The sequence below is a fragment of the Finegoldia magna genome (assembly GCF_018371055.1).
GTDB classification, from domain to species: Bacteria; Bacillota; Clostridia; order Tissierellales; family Peptoniphilaceae; genus Finegoldia; species Finegoldia magna_I.
In genome coordinates this window covers 1-22,220 of sequence record NZ_JAGYZD010000007.1, presented here as the reverse complement: position 1 = coordinate 22,220, position 22,220 = coordinate 1, and the positions used below count along the sequence as shown (strand labels likewise).

At 28.9% G+C, this 22,220-nt stretch carries 18 protein-coding genes and 2 tRNA genes; 11 read left to right on the top strand and 9 right to left on the bottom strand.

The genetic code is table 11. From position 1 onward, the window contains the following. Nucleotides 1–203: 203 nt before the first annotated feature. From KHW44_RS00800 to KHW44_RS00765, 8 genes are all read right to left on the bottom strand, one after another. Nucleotides 204–1,058, bottom strand: a complete 855-nt coding sequence (locus KHW44_RS00800; protein ID WP_094203497.1) for a DegV family protein — start codon at nt 1,056–1,058, stop codon at nt 204–206. 100 nt (nt 1,059–1,158) lie between these two features. Then, nucleotides 1,159–2,862 carry a cell wall metabolism sensor histidine kinase WalK gene (locus KHW44_RS00795; protein ID WP_304064742.1) on the bottom strand — a complete coding sequence of 568 codons (1,704 nt, stop codon included), beginning with the start codon at nt 2,860–2,862 and terminating at the stop codon, nt 1,159–1,161. Next, on the bottom strand, nt 2,862–3,530 hold the full coding sequence (locus tag KHW44_RS00790; RefSeq protein WP_094208472.1) for a response regulator transcription factor: 669 nt from the start codon (nt 3,528–3,530) through the stop codon (nt 2,862–2,864). The genes KHW44_RS00795 and KHW44_RS00790 overlap by 1 nt, the downstream gene beginning before the upstream one ends. Beyond that, nucleotides 3,527–4,183 (bottom strand): phosphate signaling complex protein PhoU, encoded by a 657-nt coding sequence (gene phoU, locus KHW44_RS00785; RefSeq protein WP_002836198.1) that lies wholly within the window; start codon nt 4,181–4,183, stop codon nt 3,527–3,529. Before phoU ends, KHW44_RS00790 begins: the two co-directional genes overlap by 4 nt. A gap of 14 nt (nt 4,184–4,197) precedes the next feature. Then, nucleotides 4,198–4,950, bottom strand: a complete 753-nt coding sequence (gene pstB / locus KHW44_RS00780; RefSeq protein WP_094208473.1) for a phosphate ABC transporter ATP-binding protein PstB — start codon at nt 4,948–4,950, stop codon at nt 4,198–4,200. Continuing rightward, a complete protein-coding gene (gene pstA, locus KHW44_RS00775; RefSeq protein ID WP_002836200.1) occupies nt 4,950–5,825 on the bottom strand; it encodes a phosphate ABC transporter permease PstA in 876 nt (291 codons plus the stop codon). Before pstA ends, pstB begins: the two co-directional genes overlap by 1 nt. Continuing rightward, the gene (gene pstC, locus KHW44_RS00770) at nt 5,815–6,684 is read right to left on the bottom strand and encodes a phosphate ABC transporter permease subunit PstC (RefSeq protein WP_002836201.1); all 870 of its coding nucleotides are present in this window, start codon (nt 6,682–6,684) and stop codon (nt 5,815–5,817) included. The genes pstA and pstC overlap by 11 nt, the downstream gene beginning before the upstream one ends. 206 nt (nt 6,685–6,890) lie before the next feature. Beyond that, a complete protein-coding gene (locus tag KHW44_RS00765; RefSeq protein ID WP_035109451.1) occupies nt 6,891–7,826 on the bottom strand; it encodes a substrate-binding domain-containing protein in 936 nt (311 codons plus the stop codon). A gap of 142 nt (nt 7,827–7,968) precedes the next feature. Between KHW44_RS00765 and KHW44_RS00760 the strand changes: the two genes are divergently transcribed. Further along, nucleotides 7,969–8,967 (top strand): asparaginase, encoded by a 999-nt coding sequence (locus KHW44_RS00760; RefSeq protein ID WP_094223365.1) that lies wholly within the window; start codon nt 7,969–7,971, stop codon nt 8,965–8,967. Nucleotides 8,968–9,069: 102 nt separating this feature from the next. Further along, nucleotides 9,070–9,600 (top strand): DUF6648 family protein, encoded by a 531-nt coding sequence (locus KHW44_RS00755; RefSeq protein ID WP_094223366.1) that lies wholly within the window; start codon nt 9,070–9,072, stop codon nt 9,598–9,600. On the opposite strand, the gene KHW44_RS00750 is transcribed toward KHW44_RS00755, so the two are convergent. Beyond that, on the bottom strand, nt 9,601–9,990 hold the full coding sequence (locus KHW44_RS00750) for a hypothetical protein (RefSeq protein WP_102163572.1): 390 nt from the start codon (nt 9,988–9,990) through the stop codon (nt 9,601–9,603). A gap of 60 nt (nt 9,991–10,050) precedes the next feature. Here KHW44_RS00750 and KHW44_RS00745 point away from each other — a divergent pair, with 60 nt between their 5' ends. From KHW44_RS00745 to KHW44_RS00705, 9 genes are all read left to right on the top strand, one after another. After that, nucleotides 10,051–11,016, top strand: coding sequence for an RluA family pseudouridine synthase (locus tag KHW44_RS00745; RefSeq protein ID WP_304064728.1), 966 nt, complete (start codon nt 10,051–10,053; stop codon nt 11,014–11,016). Then, a complete protein-coding gene (locus tag KHW44_RS00740; RefSeq protein WP_102163568.1) occupies nt 11,009–12,628 on the top strand; it encodes a nucleoside kinase in 1,620 nt (539 codons plus the stop codon). Before KHW44_RS00745 ends, KHW44_RS00740 begins: the two co-directional genes overlap by 8 nt. Next, nucleotides 12,621–15,299 carry a PD-(D/E)XK nuclease family protein gene (locus KHW44_RS00735; RefSeq protein ID WP_304064723.1) on the top strand — a complete coding sequence of 893 codons (2,679 nt, stop codon included), beginning with the start codon at nt 12,621–12,623 and terminating at the stop codon, nt 15,297–15,299. Before KHW44_RS00740 ends, KHW44_RS00735 begins: the two co-directional genes overlap by 8 nt. Beyond that, on the top strand, nt 15,292–18,195 hold the full coding sequence (locus tag KHW44_RS00730) for an exodeoxyribonuclease V subunit beta (protein WP_094208481.1): 2,904 nt from the start codon (nt 15,292–15,294) through the stop codon (nt 18,193–18,195). Before KHW44_RS00735 ends, KHW44_RS00730 begins: the two co-directional genes overlap by 8 nt. A gap of 36 nt (nt 18,196–18,231) precedes the next feature. After that, the gene (locus KHW44_RS00725) at nt 18,232–18,921 is read left to right on the top strand and encodes a response regulator transcription factor (RefSeq protein WP_035109453.1); all 690 of its coding nucleotides are present in this window, start codon (nt 18,232–18,234) and stop codon (nt 18,919–18,921) included. Beyond that, a complete protein-coding gene (locus KHW44_RS00720; protein ID WP_304064716.1) occupies nt 18,921–20,327 on the top strand; it encodes a HAMP domain-containing sensor histidine kinase in 1,407 nt (468 codons plus the stop codon). The genes KHW44_RS00725 and KHW44_RS00720 overlap by 1 nt, the downstream gene beginning before the upstream one ends. Further along, nucleotides 20,311–21,783: a hypothetical protein gene (locus KHW44_RS00715; protein WP_304064713.1), complete on the top strand. Its 1,473-nt coding sequence runs from the start codon at nt 20,311–20,313 to the stop codon at nt 21,781–21,783. The genes KHW44_RS00720 and KHW44_RS00715 overlap by 17 nt, the downstream gene beginning before the upstream one ends. A 145-nt stretch (nt 21,784–21,928) precedes the next feature. Beyond that, nucleotides 21,929–22,004: transfer RNA gene (locus tag KHW44_RS00710), tRNA-Lys, on the top strand. A 19-nt stretch (nt 22,005–22,023) separates the two neighbouring features. Beyond that, a tRNA-Lys gene (locus tag KHW44_RS00705) sits at nt 22,024–22,099 on the top strand. Nucleotides 22,100–22,220 lie beyond the last annotated feature (121 nt).

Below are 22,220 nucleotides of genomic sequence, written 5' to 3'. Positions count from 1 at the left end.
TGTATGAATTAATCCATCTTTCAACTATTGATGCCGAACTTATACCATATTTTTTAGCTAAAAATTTATATCCTCCTTCGTTATTTAGGTATGCTCTAATCACTTTCATCTTAATTTCTGTACTATATTTTGTCATGAAAAAACTGACCTCCTTAAAGTTGTTTTTAGGTCCAACTTTTTGGGGTCAGTTCATTACGCCTTCCTTATTTTAAGGTTACAACAGCTCCATAGATATGAGGACCTGTATGTATAACGAAAAGACTAGAAATAGGTCTCTTATAAATTTTAACGTTTGGATAGTAATCTTGTATTACTTTTTCCAATTCATCTGCATTTTCTTGAAGATTTGAATGCATTATATATATATTGTCTATTTGATCGTTAGCTGCGAAGTCAATTATATAATTAAGGATTTGTTGGTTGACTTTTTTTCTACCTCTTACTGCGTCTATAACTTCCAAATTACCGGTTTTTTTGATACAGGTAATAATTGGTTTAATGTTTAATAGATTTCCAACGACCTTACTTGAGCGTTTAATTCTACCACTTGTGTAAAGATAGTCTAATTTATCTACAGTAAAAAAGAAATCCTCTTTTGTTTTTAGCTTTTCTAATTCTTCTACAATTTCTTCGAAATTTTTTCCACTTTCATTCATTGTTACAGCTTTTTCAATTAGAAAACCCATTCCCATAGAACATGACCTGCAATCTATCAAATGATATGTAATTTTATCAGAGTATAAGCTTAAAATTTGTTGAAATAGATTATAAGTACCACTAATTCCACAGCTCATGCATGTAGCTATAATATGTGTGTATCCTTCTGATATGATGTATTCTATTTTGTCAATCAAATCACTTGCTAAGGGAAGCGAACTACTAATAGTGTTACTATTGATGTCTTTTATAACGTCGTCAATATTTTTTTCATACTTATCTTTATATGTAACTTCCGAATTGTAAATGATTTGAAGAGGGACTTCTACAATATTGTATTCTTTAATAATCGATGGATCTACATCAGATGTAGTATCTGTTAGAATAGCAATTTTTTGCATTTTTTATTCCTTTCTAAATCGTTTAATAATTTTGTATATTCAAGTTAACATAACTATTATATCATTTTAACGAAAAAAATACGACAATAAGTTGCCGTATTTAAATCGTTATTGTGATTTTTGTTCCAACATCTAACTTTGATTCAAGAGTAATGGATCCGTTGTGGATATCAACGATGTGTTTGATGATTGATAGTCCAAGTCCTGTAGATTCTTGTGAAGAACGTGATTTGTCAACAACAAAGAATCTCTCAAACACTCTACTTTGGTATTTTTCAGCTATACCAATTCCAGTATCCTCACAGATTATTTTAGTTTTGTCATTTTCTTTGAATATTGAAATCTTAATTTTGCCTGAAATCTTGTTGTATTTGATTGCATTTGTAACTAAGTTCTCAATCATTTCTTTAATTAAATTTTCGTTTCCATATATCAAGCAATTTTCTTGTAAATCTGTAACAAGCTCAATTTGTTTACTATCCAATTTATTTTGGTTGGATTTGATTATTTCATCAATTATTTTTTCTGGATTGAATAAACCTTTTTCAATGTTATCTCCCGACTCATCAAGCTTGGAAAGTTTAATAATATTATCGATTAACTCCAATAATCTCAATCCTTCTTGGTGTATTATTGTAGCAAACTTACTTACATTTTCTGGACTAACCATGTTGTTTTCTATCATTTCAGCATATCCGTTAATTGAAGTAAGAGGAGATTTTAATTCATGACTAACATTTGCTGAAAATTCTCTTCTTCTTTTTTCGGCTTTTATCTTGTCACTTTCATCTACTAAGAACAATAAAACTCCGTTGATGTTATCTTCATCCAATACTGGCGCAATGTACATTGATAATAGAATTCCTTGCATTTCAATATTTATATGATGCGCCGTTTTAGTTGATATTACATCTCTAATAGCAGAATGAATTTTTAAATCTCTGTTTAACGAAATAAAAGGTCTGCCTTCATACTTAGAATCAGATGCACCAAACAAAAACTCAGCTGACTTATTAACTGATAAAACATTCATATTCTTATCAAGTAAGATAAGACCTTCTCTCATATTGTCTGTAATAGTTTTAATTGTAGTGGATCTTTCTTCTAATTCATCTACATATTTTTTTATTGTATCATTCTTGCGTCTAATTATATTGATAAAAGGTATTAGCTCATTGTAAACAGGTTGTTCTAACAATTTTGATTCTTTATCATTTACGATGTTATCATCTAATTCATTGGCAATAGTTTCGATAGGATCCAATATTTGTCTTATTTGTCTTCTATTAATATCAATTAATAATATTAAAGATAACGCTAATATCAATAGGGTATATGGTAATAAATCTAAAATAGTTTTCAAAAAACTAGCAGATTCGCAGCTTACTCTAAGAATATCAGAATTACCTTGAAGAATAGCTACATAATACATGCTTTTATCAAAACTATCAGATTTACGTGTTATTGATCCAATTTTTGAATCTCTGGCATCTTGTATTTCTTCTCTGTTAGAGTGATTATCCAAAGAATCTATATTGGTATCAGTATCATATACAACATTCCCACCTTCATCAATTATTGTAAATCGATTAGTAGGATTAATTCTTTTAATCTTTTTTATATTGGTAATAGTCTTATCGCGACTATTGTCGCTGATAGAATCCACGTATTGTATTTGACGCAGTAGGGAAGTTTCTTCTTTGGATTTGTTATAATTATAGAATATAAATGTCTGTAAACCTAATCCAATTGCTAAAGCTATTATAATTACAAGAGAAATTCTAGTGTAAATTCTTCTTTTCATCATTCACCAGCTTTATATCCTAGATTTCTTATAGTTTTGATTATGCTGGAAGCGTTTTTAAGTTTTTGTCTCAAGGTTGCTATATGAACATCAACTGTACGTGATTCTCCTTCAAAGTCAAATCCCCAAATTTTGGTCATGATATTTTCTCTTGTCAAAACTTTTCCGACATTTGATAGGAGATAATACAACAATTCAAATTCTTTGTAAGTTAATTCTACATTTTCTCCATCGACACTAACCGTTCTCTTATCATAATCTAATTCAATATTCTTATAGATGATTTTCGATTTTGTTTTACTTAATGAGGATCTTCTAAGTAGTGCTCTGACTCTTGCTAGTAGTTCCATAATACTAAAAGGCTTTATCATATAATCATCAGCGCCACTATCTAGTCCCACTATTTTATCGTATTCCGTTGTCTTGGCAGTAAGCATCATTACTGGGACACTTTTTGTTTTTTCATTATTTCTTATTTCTTTTAAAATATCAAGACCACTTTTTCCTGGAAGCATAATGTCTAAAATAATTAAATCTATGCTAGAAGAATACAATGTGGATTTGAATTCATTGTAGTCTCCAAATCCCATTGCTTCGTAGCCTTCATTATTAAGTGCGTAGATAATTAGTTCTCTTATGCTTTTGTCATCTTCCACACAGCAAATCATTGTGCATTTTCCTCGTATCTTTCGCCAGTAACTGAGAATATTACCCAGGTTGCGATTCTTTCTGCATTATCGCCAATTCTTTCAATGTATTTTGCAACTTGAATTAAATCGATAATTTGTTCAGGGTTTTCACAACCTGATTTAATCAATTCTATAGATTCTTCCATGAAGTGAGCAAAAAGTTCATCGACTTCATCATCTTTTTTGATTACAGAATTTGCCAATTCAATATCATCATCAGTAAAAGCGTTGATACTTTCTACAAGCATCTTTTGTGCACTTTTACCCATGGATCTTATCATTGACAAATCTTTTGGAAGTTGTGATTTACCAATTAACATAACAAGCTCCGAAATTTCTTGTGCGTGGTTTCCGATTTTACTCATACAAGAAAGAATTCTCAGTGCTGATGAAATAAATCTCAAGTCTTTTGCGACAGGGGATTGTGTAGTAAGAAGTCTCAAACAAGTATCTTCAACTTCTTTTGACATTTCATAAATAGTTTCTTGAGAATCATAAACTTTTTGTGCTATTTCTAAATCTTGAGTTTCCAATGCATAAGTGCTTTGTTCGATTTGTCTTTCGACATTTGCTCCAAGAAAAATTAAATTATGTTTTAATTCTTCTAATTGATGCGTAAAATATTTTCTCATAATACCACCTCTTTTTAACCGAATCTACCAGTAATATAATCTTCTGTTCTTTTATCCTCAGGTTTTGAGAACAGTACATCAGTATTATTAAATTCTATAACTTCACCTGTCAAGAAAAATGCTGTCTTGTCAGAAATACGAGCAGCTTGTTGCATATTGTGAGTTACCATTATTATAGTATATTTTGACTTCAAATCTTGGCATAAATCTTCAATTTTGTTTGTTGAGATAGGGTCAAGAGCTGATGTAGGTTCATCCATTAATAACACTTCAGGTTCAACAGCCAACGCTCTTGCGATACAAATTCTTTGTTGTTGACCACCTGAGATTGAAAGTGCGTTCTTTTTCAAATTATCTTTTACTTCATCCCAGATTGCTGCACCTTTTAAAGATTTTTCTACAATTTCATCTAATTTTGCCTTATTTTTTTCTCCGTGTAATCTTGGACCGTAAGCTATATTATCATAAATAGACATAGGGAATGGATTAGGTTTTTGAAAAACCATCCCAACTCTTTTTCTTAACAAGTTTACATCGTAATTTTTATCGTATATGTCTTTGCCATCTAAAGTTATTAAACCTTCGATTCGACATCCATCAATAAGATCGTTCATTCTATTTAGACATTTCAGCATTGTAGACTTACCACAACCAGAAGGTCCAATAAAAGCAGTGATCTCATTTGATTTCATTTCCATGTTGATTTTCTTTAGGGCTTGAAAATCATCATAATATAAATCAACATCTTTTATACTTATCTTAGACATTATTTACTTCCTTTCGTCAATTTTTTTCCTATTAAATTGGAAACTATATTTATTATTAAAACTAAAATTACCAACACAACGCCAGTTGCATAAGATTCTTCTACATGGAATCCTTCAGAAGATAACACATACATGTGTAACGCTAAACTTCTTCCAGATTGGAATAAGCTAGTAGGTACACGAGGATCTGTTCCCAATGTAAACATCAAAGCGGCTGTTTCCCCTACAACTCTTCCTATAGAAAGGATTATACCTGCCATAATTCCAGGCATTGCTACAGGAAGTAATACCTTTCTTATAGTATACAACTTTCCAGCTCCCAATGCATAACTTCCAGCTCTTAATTCGTCATCGATTGATAATAAAGCTTGTTCACTGGCTCTAATTATTAATGGAAGCACCATTATGAACATTGTAAGAACACCAGATATCAACGAATACCTGAACTTTAATCTCATAACGAATAACAACATACCGAATAAACCATAAACAATTGATGGAATACCAGATAATGTTTCTGTTGCAAGTCGAATAAGAGTTACTACTTTCGAGGTTTTCTTGGAATATTCAGATAAATAAATTGCTGTAAATATTCCGATAGGACTTGCAATTAATAATGTCAATAAAACTAACAAAACAGTAGTTTTAATTGAAGGCATCATTGATACGTTCTTAGAAGTATAGTGGTTTGAAAACATGCTAGGTTTCAAATGGGGAATACCATTAACTAACATGTAAATAATTAAATAAAACAATACAGCTAAAGTAATAAAAGCCATCAAATAAATAAAACCTTTAATGATTATACTTTTTGTTTTATTTTTTCTTAAATTTCTCAAACTATTTGTAGTTACATCAATAGAATTATTTTCCATTATTTACACCTCTCTTAATCAAATTAAATGCTAGATTTATTAAAAGTATAAATACGAATAATACCATCGCAGTTGCAATCAAAGCATCTCTATGAGCACCAGACGCATAAGCCATGTCCAATACGATGTTAGTTGTCATAGTACGCGTTCCTGAGAATATACTTTTTGCTATTACAGGTTGATTTCCTGCAACTAAATAAACTGCCATTGTTTCTCCGATGGCACGTCCGATTCCAAGTATAACTGATGATAATATACCTGATTTTGCAGCAGGAACTACAACTCCCATTACGGCTAATTCGTGACTAGCTCCAAGTGCAATACTTCCTTCATAATAAGAATCTACAACAGTATTTATTGCACTTTCAGATAAAGTGATTATCGTCGGTAAAATCATAATTCCTAGAAGAATAGAAGCTGTGACTATGTTCATACCAGTTCCTCCAAAAGCTTTTCTAATCATTGGAACTATAACCATTAAGGCGAAGAAACCATAAACGATGGATGGAATACCAGCCATTAAATCAATACAAGGTCTCAAAAAATTATATAATTTTTTTGGACAGAATTTTGCAAGATAAATCGCTGTGAAAATTCCAATTGGTACTCCTATAATTATGGAGCCAATAGTTACATAAATACTACCGATAATCATTGGAAGTATACCGAATTGGGCAGGGACATCGACCGGAGCCCAATCCTTACCAAATATAAAATTAGTTAAGCCAACTTTCTTTATAAAAGGCATTGATTCACCAAAAATGAAAAAACATATTAAAACAATCGCAAAAATAGAAGTCAATGCTGATACTAAAAATACGTATTTCATTATTGATTCAGATAAATATTTCTTTTTCATATTAAATCCTTTCTATATTTTTATCACCTTAATATTATCAAGAGCTTGTAAAATTAATGCGATAATAATGTTAATTAAATGTAAAGTTTTTCAAGTTAAAAAGTAAAAGACTGTAGAAATAGGGAAACATTGCATTTTACAAATGTAAAATAAATTCTTTCAAAATAAAAAACAGACCTCATAAGAGATCTGCCTTTTGAGAGGAATTATTTAGAAATTTCAGACCAAGATTTAACTTTACCAGTGAAGATATCTTTTATTTGTTCTAGAGTTAAATCTGTTGCTTTTGTATTTTCTTTGTTTACTATAACTGCTATACCATCGATTGCGATAGGTTGAGCTTTTAATTGTTCTTTTTCTTTGTCTTTTAATTCTCTTGAAGCCATTCCGATATCACATACACCTTCAATAGCTGAGTTCATACCAGCTGAAGATCCTGTTGATTGGATTTCGATTTCTACTTCTGGATACATTGCTTTGTAGCTTTCTGCTAATTTTTCCATTAATGGAGAAACTGAAGTTGAACCTGCAACTACGATTTTACCTTTTTGAGAATTTTTGTTGTAAGCTTTAGCTTCTTCAGGAAGTTGTTCATAACCTTCTTTTTTAACAATTTCTTGTCCTTCTTTTGAAAGAATATAATCTAAGAAATCTTTTGGAAGTGGTTTTAATTCTCCTTTGTAAGCAATGTTAAAAGGTCTTGAGATTTTGTAGTCTCCTTTTTGAACATTTTCAGAAGTTGCTTCAACACCGTTGATTTTTACTGCGTTAACTTTGTCGTTTAATGAACCTAATGAAATATATCCAATAGCGTCTTTGTCTTGACCTACAGTCATCATAACTGCGTTAGTACTGTTTTGTACGATTGCAGAAGAAACTGTTTTGTCTTGTTCTTTACCGTCAGCACCTTTTTCTAAGATTTTAGTAATTTCTGTAAAAGCTCCTCTAGTACCTGAACCATTTTCTCTTGATACTACGTGGATTTCTCCTCCAGCACTTTCGTTTGATTTAGAATCTGTAGAAGTAGTTTCTGTTTTGTTTGAGTTGTCTGATGTTTTTCCATCATCTTGTTTTGCACATGCTACCATGAATACTCCAAATACTAGCATCATAGCAACTAACATAAATTTTTTGATTTTCAAATAAATCATCCTTTCATATTTAATTCACTAATAGAATACATGTAATGTTTAAAATTCATATAATATTATTGTAAATTGTATGTAAAATTATTTGTTTACAATTTTTAAAAGTAAAGTGTTATACTATTTCTAGGAGGGGTGTATGAAAAAACTACTATTAATTACAACTGGAGGAACTATAGCTTCCGTTGCTACAGATAAAGGATTAGCACCAGGTCTTCAAGCAAAAGACATATTAGAATATGTAAAATTTAAGAAATTTGATTTTGAATTGGATACAATAAGTTTATTCAGTATTGATTCAACAGACATAAAACCAGAGCATTGGATACATATCAAACAAACTATAAAAGAAAAATACGATAATTACGATGGGTTTGTAATAACACACGGTACAGATACTTTGGCATACACTGCATCTGCGTTAGGGTATTTAATTCAAAAAAGCCCAAAACCAATTGTAATAACAGGTGCTCAAAAATCAATTTCAAATGATATTACAGATGCAAAGAATAATTTAATAGATGCATTGATATTTGCTAGTAAAGAAAAATCACACGGTGTCAATATAGTGTTCAATGGAAAAGTTATTTGTGGAAATAGAGCTAGAAAAGTTAGAACAAAAAGTTTTGATGCATTCGATTCTATTAATTATCCACTGATTGCAATAATTCACGATGGAAAAGTATTAAGATATATTGATGATAAGTCAGATAATACTGTAGAATTTTACGATGAACTAGATGATAGCGTATATTTGTTGAAATTAATCCCATCAATGAGAGCAGATATATTAGAAGATATTTTCGAAAAATACGACTGTATTATCGTAGAAAGTTATGGAGTGGGTGGAATGCCTGTAGGAATTTCTGAAGAATTTCTAAGATTAATGGATCGATACTCGACTAATAAAATTATTGTAATGACAACTCAAGTTCCACAAGAAGGCTCAGATATTGGAGTATACCAAGTTGGTATGAGAATTAGAGAAAAGTTAGATGTTTTGGAATCAAAAGATATGACATTAGAATCAGTTGTTTGTAAAATGATGTATGTAATGGGAAAACACAACAGAGATATTCAAAAAATTCAAGACGAATTTTACTCAATTATAAATCATGATATTTCAATAATAGAATAAGAATATTATCGGTAAAATAATTTTCAAAATATTTTACCGTTTTTTTATTTGCAAATTTTGAAAAGTGTGAGATATGAATTATAATTTAGTTAGAGGAAAATTATGAAAAGAAATGTAGATTTTTATGTAAAAAAAAGAAATGAATTGATTGATTTGTTAGATGAAGAGAAAATAACAAAGCAGGAATTTATTTCAAGAAACAACGTATTGATTAATAGTTTTAATCTAAGACCTTTCACTGATATTAAAACAGTAAATGAGGGAGTTTTTAATTATCAATATTATAATTTAAAAGCTAAGGAATACAATACAATAGCTAACAAATACAAAAACAAAAAAACGAAGAAGTATATTGCATCTTTAAATAAATGCAGAAACTATTACTTAGAAAAAGATAATACAATTTTAAAGATTTTGGAATTGATAGAATACAAGAATGTTGAAGCATATTACATAGACATTTTGTCCTACAGAATGAGGGATAATCTTTTTGAAATTGTACTCAAAGATTACGAGAAGATGATTTTTCACACAATAAATGAAAATATCAAACAACATTTGATAGCAAATAATGTTTTTGAACCAATAAAGAAAAAATCCCTTATCGATTCTTATGTCAATAAGGGATATTAATTATTTCTTTATTTGGTTTACTATTTCTTCTGTAGTCATATTTTTATTTAATTTGTAATTGCCATCCTTAAAAGCAGTAACATTGTTTTGTTTTAAGTAATCTAAGAATTCTTGTTCATTCGTAATTATGTTTCCACTGATTAATATCTTTGACACATCTAAGTCTTTTGCTTCAGGTGGAATTGTGATTTCAATGTCTTTAACTTCTTCAGTAACTTGTTGGATTTTTAAATCCTTTGAGTAAGTTTGAGAACTTGTGTAGTTTTTGGAAAACATTGAATCAATTGTTTTGTAAACATACAATGTCGTAACTACTAGAATGAGCAATAATAATAAAAGCTTTGCAAATTTATAAATAAAGTCTACCATTGTATCAATAAAATTTTTCATTTTTCACCTTCCTTATTAAATTATAATGATTTATTAACAATTTTTCAAATAGGAGCAATAATGAGACATATAAATATAGATAATTCAAATAGCAACCAAAGAGTAGATAGGTTTATTATGAAATTGATGCCAAAAATGAGCAAAAATCATATCCAAAAACTTATCAGAACTAAAAAAGTAAAAGTTAATAAAAAAAGGACAGAACCTGACTACAATTTGAAAATTGACGATGTGGTAAATATTTATTTGTACGATGAAGTTATTGAAAAATATCAAGATAATAAAGTATACACTGCTGAGGATTTTAATTTGGATATAATCTATGAAGATGATGATTTGATATTGATTAATAAAAAAACAGGGGTATTATCACACGCAGCTAATCCTCAAGATTATGGGAAAAATATAGTGGATATGATGGTAAGTTATTTGATAAAAACAAATCAGTTTACGCCAACCAAAAACTCCACATTTACACCAGCTTTGGTAAATAGATTGGATAGAAATACTTCTGGTATTGTTGTAGGTGCAAAAACTTATGATAGCTTGAAATATTTTAATGATTTATTCAAAAAACACGAAATTACTAAGATTTACGAAACTATTGTGGTTGGTAACCTCAAAGACCAAACAATTGATTTGGCGCTAGAAAAAGATAACGATAAGAACAAATCTGTGGTCAATTCTAGTGGAAAGAAAAGCATGACAAAAGTATGGAATGTAAAAAATTTTGGAAAATATTCGCTAGTCAATGTAGATTTATTGACAGGGAGAACTCATCAAATTAGAGCTCATTTGTCACACATTAATCACCCCATAATTGGAGATATTAAATATGGAAACAGAGATGTTAATAAATATTTCAAAAATAAGTACGATTTGAATTTTCAATTATTACATTCGTATAAGCTAATATTTCCAGAAAAAATGGAAAAATATCAAAAATACGAATCTATGGTTTTTGAAAGCAAAAGAGATGATTTATTTGAGAAGATATTGAACGATTTGGAGAGTAAATATGATTAAGATAATTAACAACAATAAAACATATGACTATGAAGATAAGATGATTTATGATTATGGCATTCAATGTGGGTTTGAAGATAATATTGTTGCATTAAAAAACAATAAACTTGTCGATATTATGAGTAGTGTAGATGATGGAGATACGATTGAGTTTGTAAATGAAAACAGCATTTATTCACAAGACACATTGATGAAAACAGGAATTTTGCTTCTGTTATTGGCATTTAAAATAAAATTTCCCGAAGATCAATTGGTAGTTGAATACACAATTGGAGACTATATGTATCTTGAATTCGAAAATAACAACGAAATTCATTTTAGAGATTTGGAAGAAATCAGAGAACTAATGGATGATCTGATTAATCAAAATCTTAGAATTGAAAGAGTAAAAGTTTCCAGGAAAGAAGCTTTTGATATCTTTGAAAAGGAAGGATACATTCAAAAATCAAGATTACTAAAAAGTTTAGACAAGGATGAAGTGTATTTGTACAAATGTCACAATCATTACTTTGGAATAGAAGGATTTGTAGCTCCATTTACGAGATTTTTGAAACACTACAAACTTATCAATTATTTTCCAGGAGTAGCATTGAGTGTTAGCAGAACTGGTGAATTTACTGAATTTAAAGAACAAAAAGCTCTCTCAAAAATATTTTCTAAATCAAAAAAATGGACTGAAATGTTGGATATTGGTTATGTGGGAAGCTTGAATGAAAAAATTCAGGATGGAAATATGGATTTTTTGGTTAGCGTAAATGAAGCTTATTTTGAAAATCAAATTTCATATATTGCCGACAAGATTATCTACAACAACGCGAGATTAGTTCAAATATCTGGACCGTCATCTTCTGGAAAAACTACGATGGCTGAAAGACTTTCTGTGCAATTAGCTGTAAGAGGCAAAAATCCTATTCCTATTTCAATGGATAATTATTTTGTGAATAGAGTCGACACTCCTTTGGATGAAGAGGGCAACAAGGATTACGAATCGATTAATGCGCTTGATTTAAATACTTTTAACAGAGATTTAATGAGATTATTGGAAGGTGATTATGTTAATTTGCCAATTTATAATTTCATTACAGGCGAAAGAGAATATGGCGATACTTACACCAAACTTGACAAAAATGGAATCATAATTGTGGAAGGAATTCATGGACTTAATCCAAAACTTACAAGTCTAGTTCCAGATAAGGACAAATACAAAATTTATGTATCAGCATTGACACAACTAAGCATTGATTGTCACAACAGAATCTCAACTACAGATATTAGACTTATGAGAAGAATGGTAAGAGATTTTGTTCAAAGAGATAAAAGCGTAGATGATACATTGTCTGAGTGGCCAAGAGTTCACGCTGCTGAATATGTTAATGTTTTTCCATATCAAAATGAAGCAGACAGTATAATAGACTCATCATTAATTTATGAAATTAATATTTTGAAAAAATACGTTTTGAAATTAGTGGAAAATTACGACAAAAACGGTCATAACTTTACAGAGATTGAAAGGTTAAAATCCATTTTGAATTATTTTATAGAAATAAAAGACGATTCAATAGTCCCTAAAAACTCAATTTTACAAGAATTCATAGGAGATTACAATGAATAAGAGAATTGTGTACACTAATTCAAATTCTTCAAAGCTTTTTGATGAAAATATATCTTATTTAAAAAATCAAATTAGAAATGGCAACACTGATTTTATTTTAATTTTGCCAAATAGAAAGCTAATTAAAAATATTAGAAATAAGTTTTTAAAAGAACAATCGGTGCTATGCGACGTGAAGATTTGGACTATAGATGATCTAGTAAATGCTTCAGACATTTCAACATATCTGACAGATTTGATTTTGAGACTGGCAATTAAAGAGCTTATCAATGAAGGGGTGTTTGAGGATAATAAATTTTTCAATTCTAATGGAATGATAAATTCATCCAAAAGATTTATATCTACATGTAAGTATTCAAATAAAAAAATAGATGAACTTGAAGAAATCTCTAGTCACAATGTTAGTTTAAATATTTTAAGTAAAGTGTATGAAAGATATCAAAGCATTATGAAACAGTATAATTTTCTTGATAAATTTGATGCCTATGACACAAAAAATCTTAATCTTCAAAAAAACAAGGATATTTACATTCATGGATTTAGTGAGTTTCGACCAATTGAATTGGAAGTAATAAATCAGTTGAAAAATTATGATGTTAATGTCTATATTTACGTGGATTATTATAATGAATACAAAAGTGAATTAGTAAATCAATTGCGTGATATTGGATTTGATGTTATTCAAAATGAAGATAAATCAAAACCAAATAAATTCATTGAAAAGAAGGTAGTTAAATTAACCAATGAAATTTTGGAAAAAGACAGGCTAATTAATGAAATATCAAAAGATTCATACACTTATGATTATAATAAAATGGCAATTCTTTTAGAAAAAGATTCCTCAAAAAGGGAAATATTGAATTCCTTGAAATTACACGATATTCCAGTTTTTGGAGATGATTATATTTCTTATCGTGACTACAAATTTTTCTTAGATATAATTAATCTACTTGATAATACGAAAACTTTAAAGCAATATATTTTTTCTACACTAGATAGTTGTTTTATAGAATTTGATTTGAAGGATAAAGTCACGTTCAGAAGTATATTGTCAGATTTTGAGTTTGATGATTGGGAAGATTTAGTTAAAATTTTGAAAGTAAATGTTAATTATGAAACTAATTTACAAATTTTAAAAGAGATTAAATCGTATTATTTATATTTTATAGAAACAAACATTAATGTTTTAGCTAATCTTATAGCAATAATTCAAAAAAAAGAAAGTTATGATAAAGGATTTAATTTATTTTCTGAAAAACTTTTGATAATACTTGAGGATTTGTATAAAAATCATGCTGAACTTGTTAAAAAATCGAAAAATATTAACTCTTATTTGATGGATTTGATAAAAAATTTGAAGGTTGATTCTACAGATTATTTAGTAGATGGAATTAGAATATATTCCCTTACGGATATTAGACTTTCAAACTACGATGTTTTATACGTAGTTAATATGAATGATGATGTGATTCCAGGAAAAATTAATTATGATTTCTTTAACAATGAAGATAATATAGAATTTCTACAAAAAAGAGGAATCGACATTTTGTCAGACGCAGAAAATAGAAAAAGAAATATTGACAGATTTATTGATGCTATAAATAGAGCGAATAAAAAAATTTATCTGTCTTACAATACTGAGAGCAACATAAAATCAAGATTGATTTTGGAAAAGAACATAAAATCAAGTCAAAAGATAAAGAAAATTAACATGAAAAATATCAAAAAAATTGACACAAAAAAACTTCACAGCGTGTCAGCTTATGAGAAATATTCTTTGAAACAACATTTAAATAGAATAGAAAGCAGAATATCCTCAAAGAATATTTCTGATTTTGAAGTAGATGACAAAACAACACAATATATATTGAAGAAAGAATTATCTTCAACTCAGCTTGAAACATATTTTGAATGTCCAATGAAGTTATATTTTAGATATTATTTGAAGCTTAAACCGCAAATAAAGTCTAGACAATTGGATATTGGAACTATTTTGCACAACACATTGGAAGAATTTTACGGAATAAATATTTCGCAAATAAGAGATGCTATAGATGGCAAATGTGAGTTAGATGTTTCAAGTTTGGATGAATTACTCAGAAATTCTTTTGAAAAGTTCGGATTAAACACTGATATTAAGGAAAATGAATTTGATTACGAAAAGTATTTGAAAAAACTAAAAGACTTTATTCGAACTGATATTTACAATATGAAAAACGAATCTGAAAAGTTTTACCCTTATAAATTAGAAGAAGATTTTATTGTTAGTTTAGATGAAAACACAAAATTTATTGGAAGAATTGACAGGGTTGACAGAACAGATTCAGGTAAAATTAGATTAATAGACTATAAATTATCGAAAAATAGTTTCAGGAAAGTAAAAGATTTGGACAAAAACAAAGGATTTCAATTTGCAATATATTCTTCGTACGGTGATGTTGTAAGTTGTAAATACAAAAGCATTAGAGATAATGAAGAATATGAATATCTTCAAAATGTTTCAAAGGATCAGTTGGATGAAATTATGATTCAGAAAGTAAAAGAATTCAGAGAAAATATTAGGAATAAGAACTTATTCGTAAAAGCAAGTGATGACAATTCTTGTAAATATTGTGATTTTAATAAAATTTGCAAATTAAAAAACACAGAAGGGAAAGCTAGCAATGATTAAATTCAGCGACAATCAAAAATTAGCTTATTCAACGATAAATCAAAATGTTTGTGTAAATGCAGGTGCAGGAACTGGTAAAACAGAAGTAGTTTCTGAAAGATTTAGATATATGTACGAAAAAGGTATCGACATTAAAAGTATCGTGTGCATTACTTTTACGAACAAAGCTGCTGATGAGATGAAGGATAGAATTATTCAAAAGCTAAACAATCCCAGACTAATTGACGACATAAATGTATCCACCATTTCATCTTTTTGCAAAAAAATCGTGTCGGATAATTCGTACTATTTATCAATAGATCCTAGTTTTCAAATTATAGAAGATGATCAATCTAACAAAATGATTAATGAAATTTTTGATACAATCTTAGAAGATAGGATTGATTTTATTAAAAAGCTTGGTAGTGAGTTAGATATTTCATATTCAGACACGCTTAAAATTATCAGAGATTCTTTCAATAAATTAAGAACAAATAACATAGAATTTGAAGTTATTAAAAGAGAAACAATTCTTCAATTAACTAATTTGAGAAATATTGATGATGAGGATATAATCGGAATCAAAAATTATCTATTCGATTTAAGAGAAGAATCAGATAATATCAAAGGACTTACGAAAAATAGTAGGCTATATAAATTTTTGCATGATGATAAACAAATTTTGGAAATTCCAGAATATACTAGATTTTTGTTAGAAAGTTTTGACAATCTTGGAGAGAGCAAGAAAGAAAATGTTCAGGAACTAATTGATGAAGTGAACAAAAGAATTGATGCGATACTTTCAAATAAAGAAAAAGATTATATAGATTTGTATGAAGGTTTTTTCGATATTTTGATAGAAGTTAATAGAGAATATTCAATAAAAAAGAATGAAAAAAGTTTCTTGGATTTTAACGATATTGAAATAATGTGTAAAAAAGCTCTGGAAAATGGTGATATTCTAAAATCGTGTAAAGAAAAGTATAAATATTTTATGATAGATGAATATCAAGATACATCAAATCTACAAAGAGATATTTTTTATACACTGTGCAGCGACAATGAGGCTTTGGATAGAAATAATCTTTTCGTAGTTGGTGATCCGAAACAAGCCATATATAGTTTTAGGGGAGCGAACATAAAAGTATTTGAAAAAACTAGAGAAGACATAAAAAAAAGTGGCGGAAAAGACATCACTTTTTATGAAAATCATAGAACTCATCCAAATATAATGGAGCCTATTAATTACATTTATTCTAATAAAATGAAGGATAGATACGATAGCTTAGTCGCAGTTAATGAAGTGGGAGAAGTAATCGGAAGAGATGAATTTAAACTCAACAATAAGGACGCAAAAACAAAAGATGACTCCTCAGATATCTTGGTTTCATACATCAATGAAGATAATTTTAAAGACACTGCTATCTTAGCTAGAACTAAGAATGATTTCTCAGAATACGAAACAAGTTTAGCAAATAGAAATATTCCTTATTATATTTTTGACAAACAAGGACTTGAAGAATGCAGAGAAGTATTAAATCTGATTCAGTTCATAAAATACGCACGATACGGTGATGACATAAGTAAAGTAGGAATATTATCTAATGTATATGATGTGGATTACAATGAAATATTGAATCAAACAGATAACTATCAATCTACTATGAAAAAAATTGATGAACAAGTTGTAGATTTTACGGAAAATCTTACAAAATATACGATTTACGATTCAATGTCTAATTATATTGAACAGATTGACTACTTAGGATTATTTAATGATCTTCAATCAAAGGCAAATATAATTAAATTTTTGGAAATTGCAAAGCAATTTGATGCCAACAACTATAGTATAGAAGATTTTGTAGATTATTTTGAAAATAATACTAACTTATATCAAATGTCTTTTGAAGATGAACACAGTGATTTGGTAAAACTGATGACTATTCATAAGTCAAAAGGTTTGGGATTTGAAAAAGTTATAGTGGATAATCTATCAAAACCATCAATTAACAAAGATAAATTTCTATTATTTATAGACAACGAAAACATTCAGATGCAATTCGTGCTAGATTTTCCTTTTTCAAAATTTAGAATGACAAAAGTTAAGAAATTAATAGAAGAAGAGGATGATTACGAAGTTGACAACGTGTACTATACGGCATTCACACGTGCAAAAAAAGAATTATCTTTTTCGAATTCAAAAAAATCGGGACATTTCAAACAAATAAGTCCATACATTGAGGACTTGCAACAAAGAGGAAGTATAAGATTTTTAGAATTAAATGAGAAACCTTTTTTACTCGAAAAAATACAAACAAAATTCGATATACCAGAACCAAAGAAAGTAAAAGTCGAAAAACTTATTCCAATTGGTATTACAAGTATTTTAAATTCCAATGAAGAAATTTTTGATAGTAATCTTCAAAAATCTTCAATAAATTATATATTACTTGGTAATTTGGTTCATATGTATGCGAAATTATCTGACGGAAGTAATTATCCATGTATAAAAGAAGTAGATTTCTTAAATGAAAATGAGAAGAAAATTTTCAATGTAGCAACTAAAAACTTTAACCAATTTATAACAGATTTTTCAAATTATAAAAATGAAATGGATTTTAATTTATTGTACGAAAATCTTATGATATCTGGATTTATGGATAGAGTGGAATTTTGTGATGAAGAAATAAAAGTTTATGATTATAAAATTAGTTCACAATCACAAGAATACTTGTACGAAAAATATCACATGCAATTGAAGTTTTATTCTTATGTTTTGAGCAAAAAATACAACAAAAATATTAAAATGATTCTTGTAAATTTAAGAAAAGGATACATTATTGAAAAAAATTACGACCCAAATTGCGAACAAGAGGTTGAGGTTTTTCTTAACAATTATGTAGATCAATTGAATTAGCTAAATTATGAGTTATAATAATACATGAGGTGTGATATGAGTATTAAAGTTCTTTTAGTAGAAGATGAAGATAATATAAGACAATTTACAAAAATAAATTTAGCAAGAGAAGGATTTGAAATATTAGAAGCTGAGTCTGGAGAAAAAGGCGTAGAGTTAGCAGAATTAAACAAGCCAGATGTAGCTGTTTTAGATATAATGCTTCCTGGAATTGATGGGTTTGAAGTTTGCAAAATTTTAAGAAATAAATTCCCGAATATTGTTATTATAATGTTGACTGCAAAAACTCAAGATAACGATAAAATTGAAGGACTTGAAAGAGGAGCAGACGATTATTTGACAAAACCATTTAATCCTCGCGAATTGATTCTTAGGATAAAATCTGTTTTAAGAAGAAGTCCACAAAAACAAAATAATAGTCAAATTATTGAAGATGAAACATTCAAACTTGATATGTATTCGAGAACTTTTTATAAAAATGGAAAAGAAATTACGTTGACTCCAACCGAACTTAACATAATAAAGCTTTTGATGCAAAATCCTGGTAAAGCAATTACTAGAGATGAATTGATGGATAAAGCATGGGGCGAAGATTTTATAGGTGATGCTAAAATTGTTGATGTCAATATGAGAAGATTGAGAAGCAAAATTGAAGAAGATTCAACTCATCCAAAATATATTGTAACGGTTTGGGGAGTTGGTTACAGATGGGAAAATAAAAAATAATGAGTATTAAAAATAAAATAATGTATTCCTTTGTATTTTTAACAAGTATTACCGCGATAATACTTGTTATATTTTCTATTTATGCTACTAAGTTTTATTATTATTCTACAATGGAAGGCGTTTTGAACAATGAAATAAGATATTCGACGAATTTGTACAGCTCTTATATGGCAGATTATGAACTAGATGAAGTAATTGCCGAAGACAAAAACCAGTTTTACAGACAAACTGACTGCCAAGTGCAAATTTTGGACAATAATCAAGTCGTTGTATTTGACTCTATTGCAAGTCCTAATTTGGGAGAAAAAATAGAAACATCAGATGTAGTAAGCGCAATAAATGGTCAAAGTGGAAGATACACAGGAAAAGTTAGTTATTCTGATTCAAATATTATTTCTATATCTGTTCCGCTTGAATCCAGAGGAAAACAAGTCGGAGTTTTAAGATACATTTCAAGTTTAAAAGAAGTAGACAGGGCAATAAGAGTGAAGTCCGTATCTTTTGCTTTGTTCGGGTTTTTGGTAATATTATTCAGTATTTTATTGAGTAAAATTTTGACTAAAAGCATAATTAAACCGATAAACAGTCTTGCTAAAACTGCCGAAAAAATGGCTAAAGGTGATATGGAAGTAAGAGCAAAAGAAAATGACACAGATGAAATTGGAAGACTTGGAATGACTTTGAATTTATTGACGGACAATATTAACAAGAAAGAACAATTGAAAAACGAATTTATTTCAAGTGTTTCACATGAATTGAGAACACCATTAACATCTATAAAAGGGTGGGCGCAAACTTTAAAATACGATCCGTCAGATTTAGAAACAACAACTATGGGCATAGACATAATTGATAGCGAATGCGACAGACTTACAAATATGGTTGAGGAGTTACTTGATTTTTCAAGATTTACTTCTGGAAGAATTTCAATCGTAAAAAGAAAACAAAACTTAATTGAATTAGCAGAACGCATCAAAAACCAATTGCTCCCTAAAGTTCGTTCAAAAGGAATTGATTTGATATTGAATTATGAAAGTCCAGAACTCATCGCTACATTTGACGAAGATAGAATCAAGCAAGTTTTCATTAATATTTTAGATAATGCTATAAAATTTACCCCAGAAAAGGGAACGATAATTATTAATATTGAAAAAACTGAGAAATTTGCAGAAATTTCCATAATAGATACGGGAATTGGAATTTCATTTGAAGAAATAGAACTTGTAACTGGTAAATTCTACAAAGGATCCAATTCAAATTCACATGTAGGTTTGGGGCTTTCTATTTGTGAGGAAATAGTAAAACTTCACAAAGGAGAATTGATGATTAAATCTAAATTAGATGAAGGAACTACAGTTTCGTTTACATTGCCATTAGGAGATGATGAAAATGAAAAAGACAACTAGTATATTGGTAGGTACGATAGTTTTAATTTTGTTGATTGTTTTCATAATGTTCAGAAACAAAGAACAATCTGCAGTTGAAAATATCAAAGTTCCTGAAAATAATTTATTGGTCGCAGCAGGTGTGTGGCAAATTGATAAGAAAGAAAGTTTTTCTGATTCCAAATCAAAAGCTTCAGATGAAATAGGTAAACTTTATGTCGATGAATCTATAGTTGTTTTCGGAAAAAGATTCACCATAAATCCCAAATTTTCGTCTAAATTTGTAAGTTTGCAAAATTATCTAAGTAAAAAAACAAGCGACGAAAATATAAGTAAGAAATTTTCGAAAGATAAAAAAAAGGTAATTACAATTTCCGATGGTAGCAAGTTTTATCAAGATGTTGTTGTAATGGATAAAAACAATATAATACTTCCATACAACGGTGTACTTTATTACATGAAAAAAACTGAAAACAAAGTTAGCAGAACTTTTATTGAAAATTACCAGTCGACGTATGAAAGTAAATATTATGAGAATAAAGGCAATAATTTAAAAGATAAAGAAAATATTGCTCTTCTAATTGGAATCAAAAATAAAGTTGTAAGAAATGAAAAAACAGATATTTCTTATAGGACAATTTTATTGGATATTGATAAGAAAAACAGGGCACAAATTTATCAAACATCGGCATTGTTTTTCCCTAGAAAAAATGGATTCTGGATTATGGAATACAAAAAGAATGAGTTTGATAATAACTATGTAGAGCAATTTTTAGCTAAGCCAGTTTATTCAGGCGATAATTCTAAGGAAAATAAAAAATTGGAATTTGACTCATCTGCAGAAATAACATACCTTGGGCCAGAATATATTTCAATTATGAGAATAAAAGATCAATTCGAAGATTATTCTATATATGACATTGATAAAATGAGTAATAATAACGAATTGAATATAGATCAAATCGGAGGAAAAGAAGCTGTAAATGTATTGAAGAATTCCATTGCAGAAGAATCAACAGATTCTAATTCTGAAATTACTACGAACGATAAGAATGAAGATTACAAAAATATTGGAATTGTAAGAAATTCTGGTAAATTGAATTATCAAACACAATATACATTCAAAGAAAATAACGAAGTTAAGTTGAAAAATGTAATTCTAAACATCGTTTCACATTTGAATTTATCACCAGATGAATTATCCATGAATTGGCAATCTATAAAAAACTTGAAAAGCAGTGCTATAGATGCTTATTCTTCTCCTGATAAGAGAATATTAATAGTTCAAACGACAGATGAAATATTAATTTACGATTATTCTAACGATAATAAATTAATAGGAAGTATTCCGATTACGAAAGATGATTCTATTATCATGAGTGAATGGGCAATAGGAAATTATGCCGAAATGTGGAAAAAAGAATTTCAAAACAACGACAAAATTCCATCATCATTTATTACTAACTTAAGACAATAAAATTTAACCAGAATTAAGAAGTGGATAATACAGGAAATTATCTACTTCTTTTTAGATTATTCCAATAAATTGAATTTTAAAAACATTTAAAACTCTTTACAAATTCTTAAAATAGTGTATAATATTATTGTTGTGGTAAAGATATGCGCCTTTAGCTCAGTTGGTAGAGCAACTGACTCTTAATCAGTGGGTCCAGGGTTCGAGTCCCTGAAGGCGCACCACTTTTTTAAAATTTAATATGCGCTTTTAGCTCAGTTGGTAGAGCAACTGACTCTTAATCAGTGGGCCCAGGGTTCGAGTCCCTGAAGGCGCACCATCTAATCCGAGATTGACTCGGATTTTTTTATTGATGACTTTAGTCAGTTGAGTTCGCTTGCGAACGAAACAATAAACTACCCGCTATGCGGGTAGGCGTTCTTAGGTTATACCAAAAAAAT

Excerpts from the sequence above, each read along its gene's own strand:
- KHW44_RS00800 (WP_094203497.1), bottom strand. The coding sequence starts at position 1,058 with ATGCAAAAAATTGCTATTCTAACAGATACTACATCTGATGTAGATCCA.
- KHW44_RS00795 (WP_304064742.1), bottom strand. The coding sequence starts at position 2,862 with ATGAAAAGAAGAATTTACACTAGAATTTCTCTTGTAATTATAATAGCT.
- KHW44_RS00790 (WP_094208472.1), bottom strand. The coding sequence starts at position 3,530 with ATGATTTGCTGTGTGGAAGATGACAAAAGCATAAGAGAACTAATTATC.
- phoU (WP_002836198.1), bottom strand. The coding sequence starts at position 4,183 with ATGAGAAAATATTTTACGCATCAATTAGAAGAATTAAAACATAATTTA.
- pstB (WP_094208473.1), bottom strand. The coding sequence starts at position 4,950 with ATGTCTAAGATAAGTATAAAAGATGTTGATTTATATTATGATGATTTT.
- pstA (WP_002836200.1), bottom strand. The coding sequence starts at position 5,825 with ATGGAAAATAATTCTATTGATGTAACTACAAATAGTTTGAGAAATTTA.
- pstC (WP_002836201.1), bottom strand. The coding sequence starts at position 6,684 with ATGAAAAAGAAATATTTATCTGAATCAATAATGAAATACGTATTTTTA.
- KHW44_RS00760 (WP_094223365.1), top strand. The coding sequence starts at position 7,969 with ATGAAAAAACTACTATTAATTACAACTGGAGGAACTATAGCTTCCGTT.
- KHW44_RS00755 (WP_094223366.1), top strand. The coding sequence starts at position 9,070 with ATGAAAAGAAATGTAGATTTTTATGTAAAAAAAAGAAATGAATTGATT.
- KHW44_RS00750 (WP_102163572.1), bottom strand. The coding sequence starts at position 9,990 with ATGAAAAATTTTATTGATACAATGGTAGACTTTATTTATAAATTTGCA.
- KHW44_RS00745 (WP_304064728.1), top strand. The coding sequence starts at position 10,051 with ATGAGACATATAAATATAGATAATTCAAATAGCAACCAAAGAGTAGAT.
- KHW44_RS00740 (WP_102163568.1), top strand. The coding sequence starts at position 11,009 with ATGATTAAGATAATTAACAACAATAAAACATATGACTATGAAGATAAG.
- KHW44_RS00735 (WP_304064723.1), top strand. The coding sequence starts at position 12,621 with ATGAATAAGAGAATTGTGTACACTAATTCAAATTCTTCAAAGCTTTTT.
- KHW44_RS00730 (WP_094208481.1), top strand. The coding sequence starts at position 15,292 with ATGATTAAATTCAGCGACAATCAAAAATTAGCTTATTCAACGATAAAT.
- KHW44_RS00725 (WP_035109453.1), top strand. The coding sequence starts at position 18,232 with ATGAGTATTAAAGTTCTTTTAGTAGAAGATGAAGATAATATAAGACAA.
- KHW44_RS00720 (WP_304064716.1), top strand. The coding sequence starts at position 18,921 with ATGAGTATTAAAAATAAAATAATGTATTCCTTTGTATTTTTAACAAGT.
- KHW44_RS00715 (WP_304064713.1), top strand. The coding sequence starts at position 20,311 with ATGAAAAAGACAACTAGTATATTGGTAGGTACGATAGTTTTAATTTTG.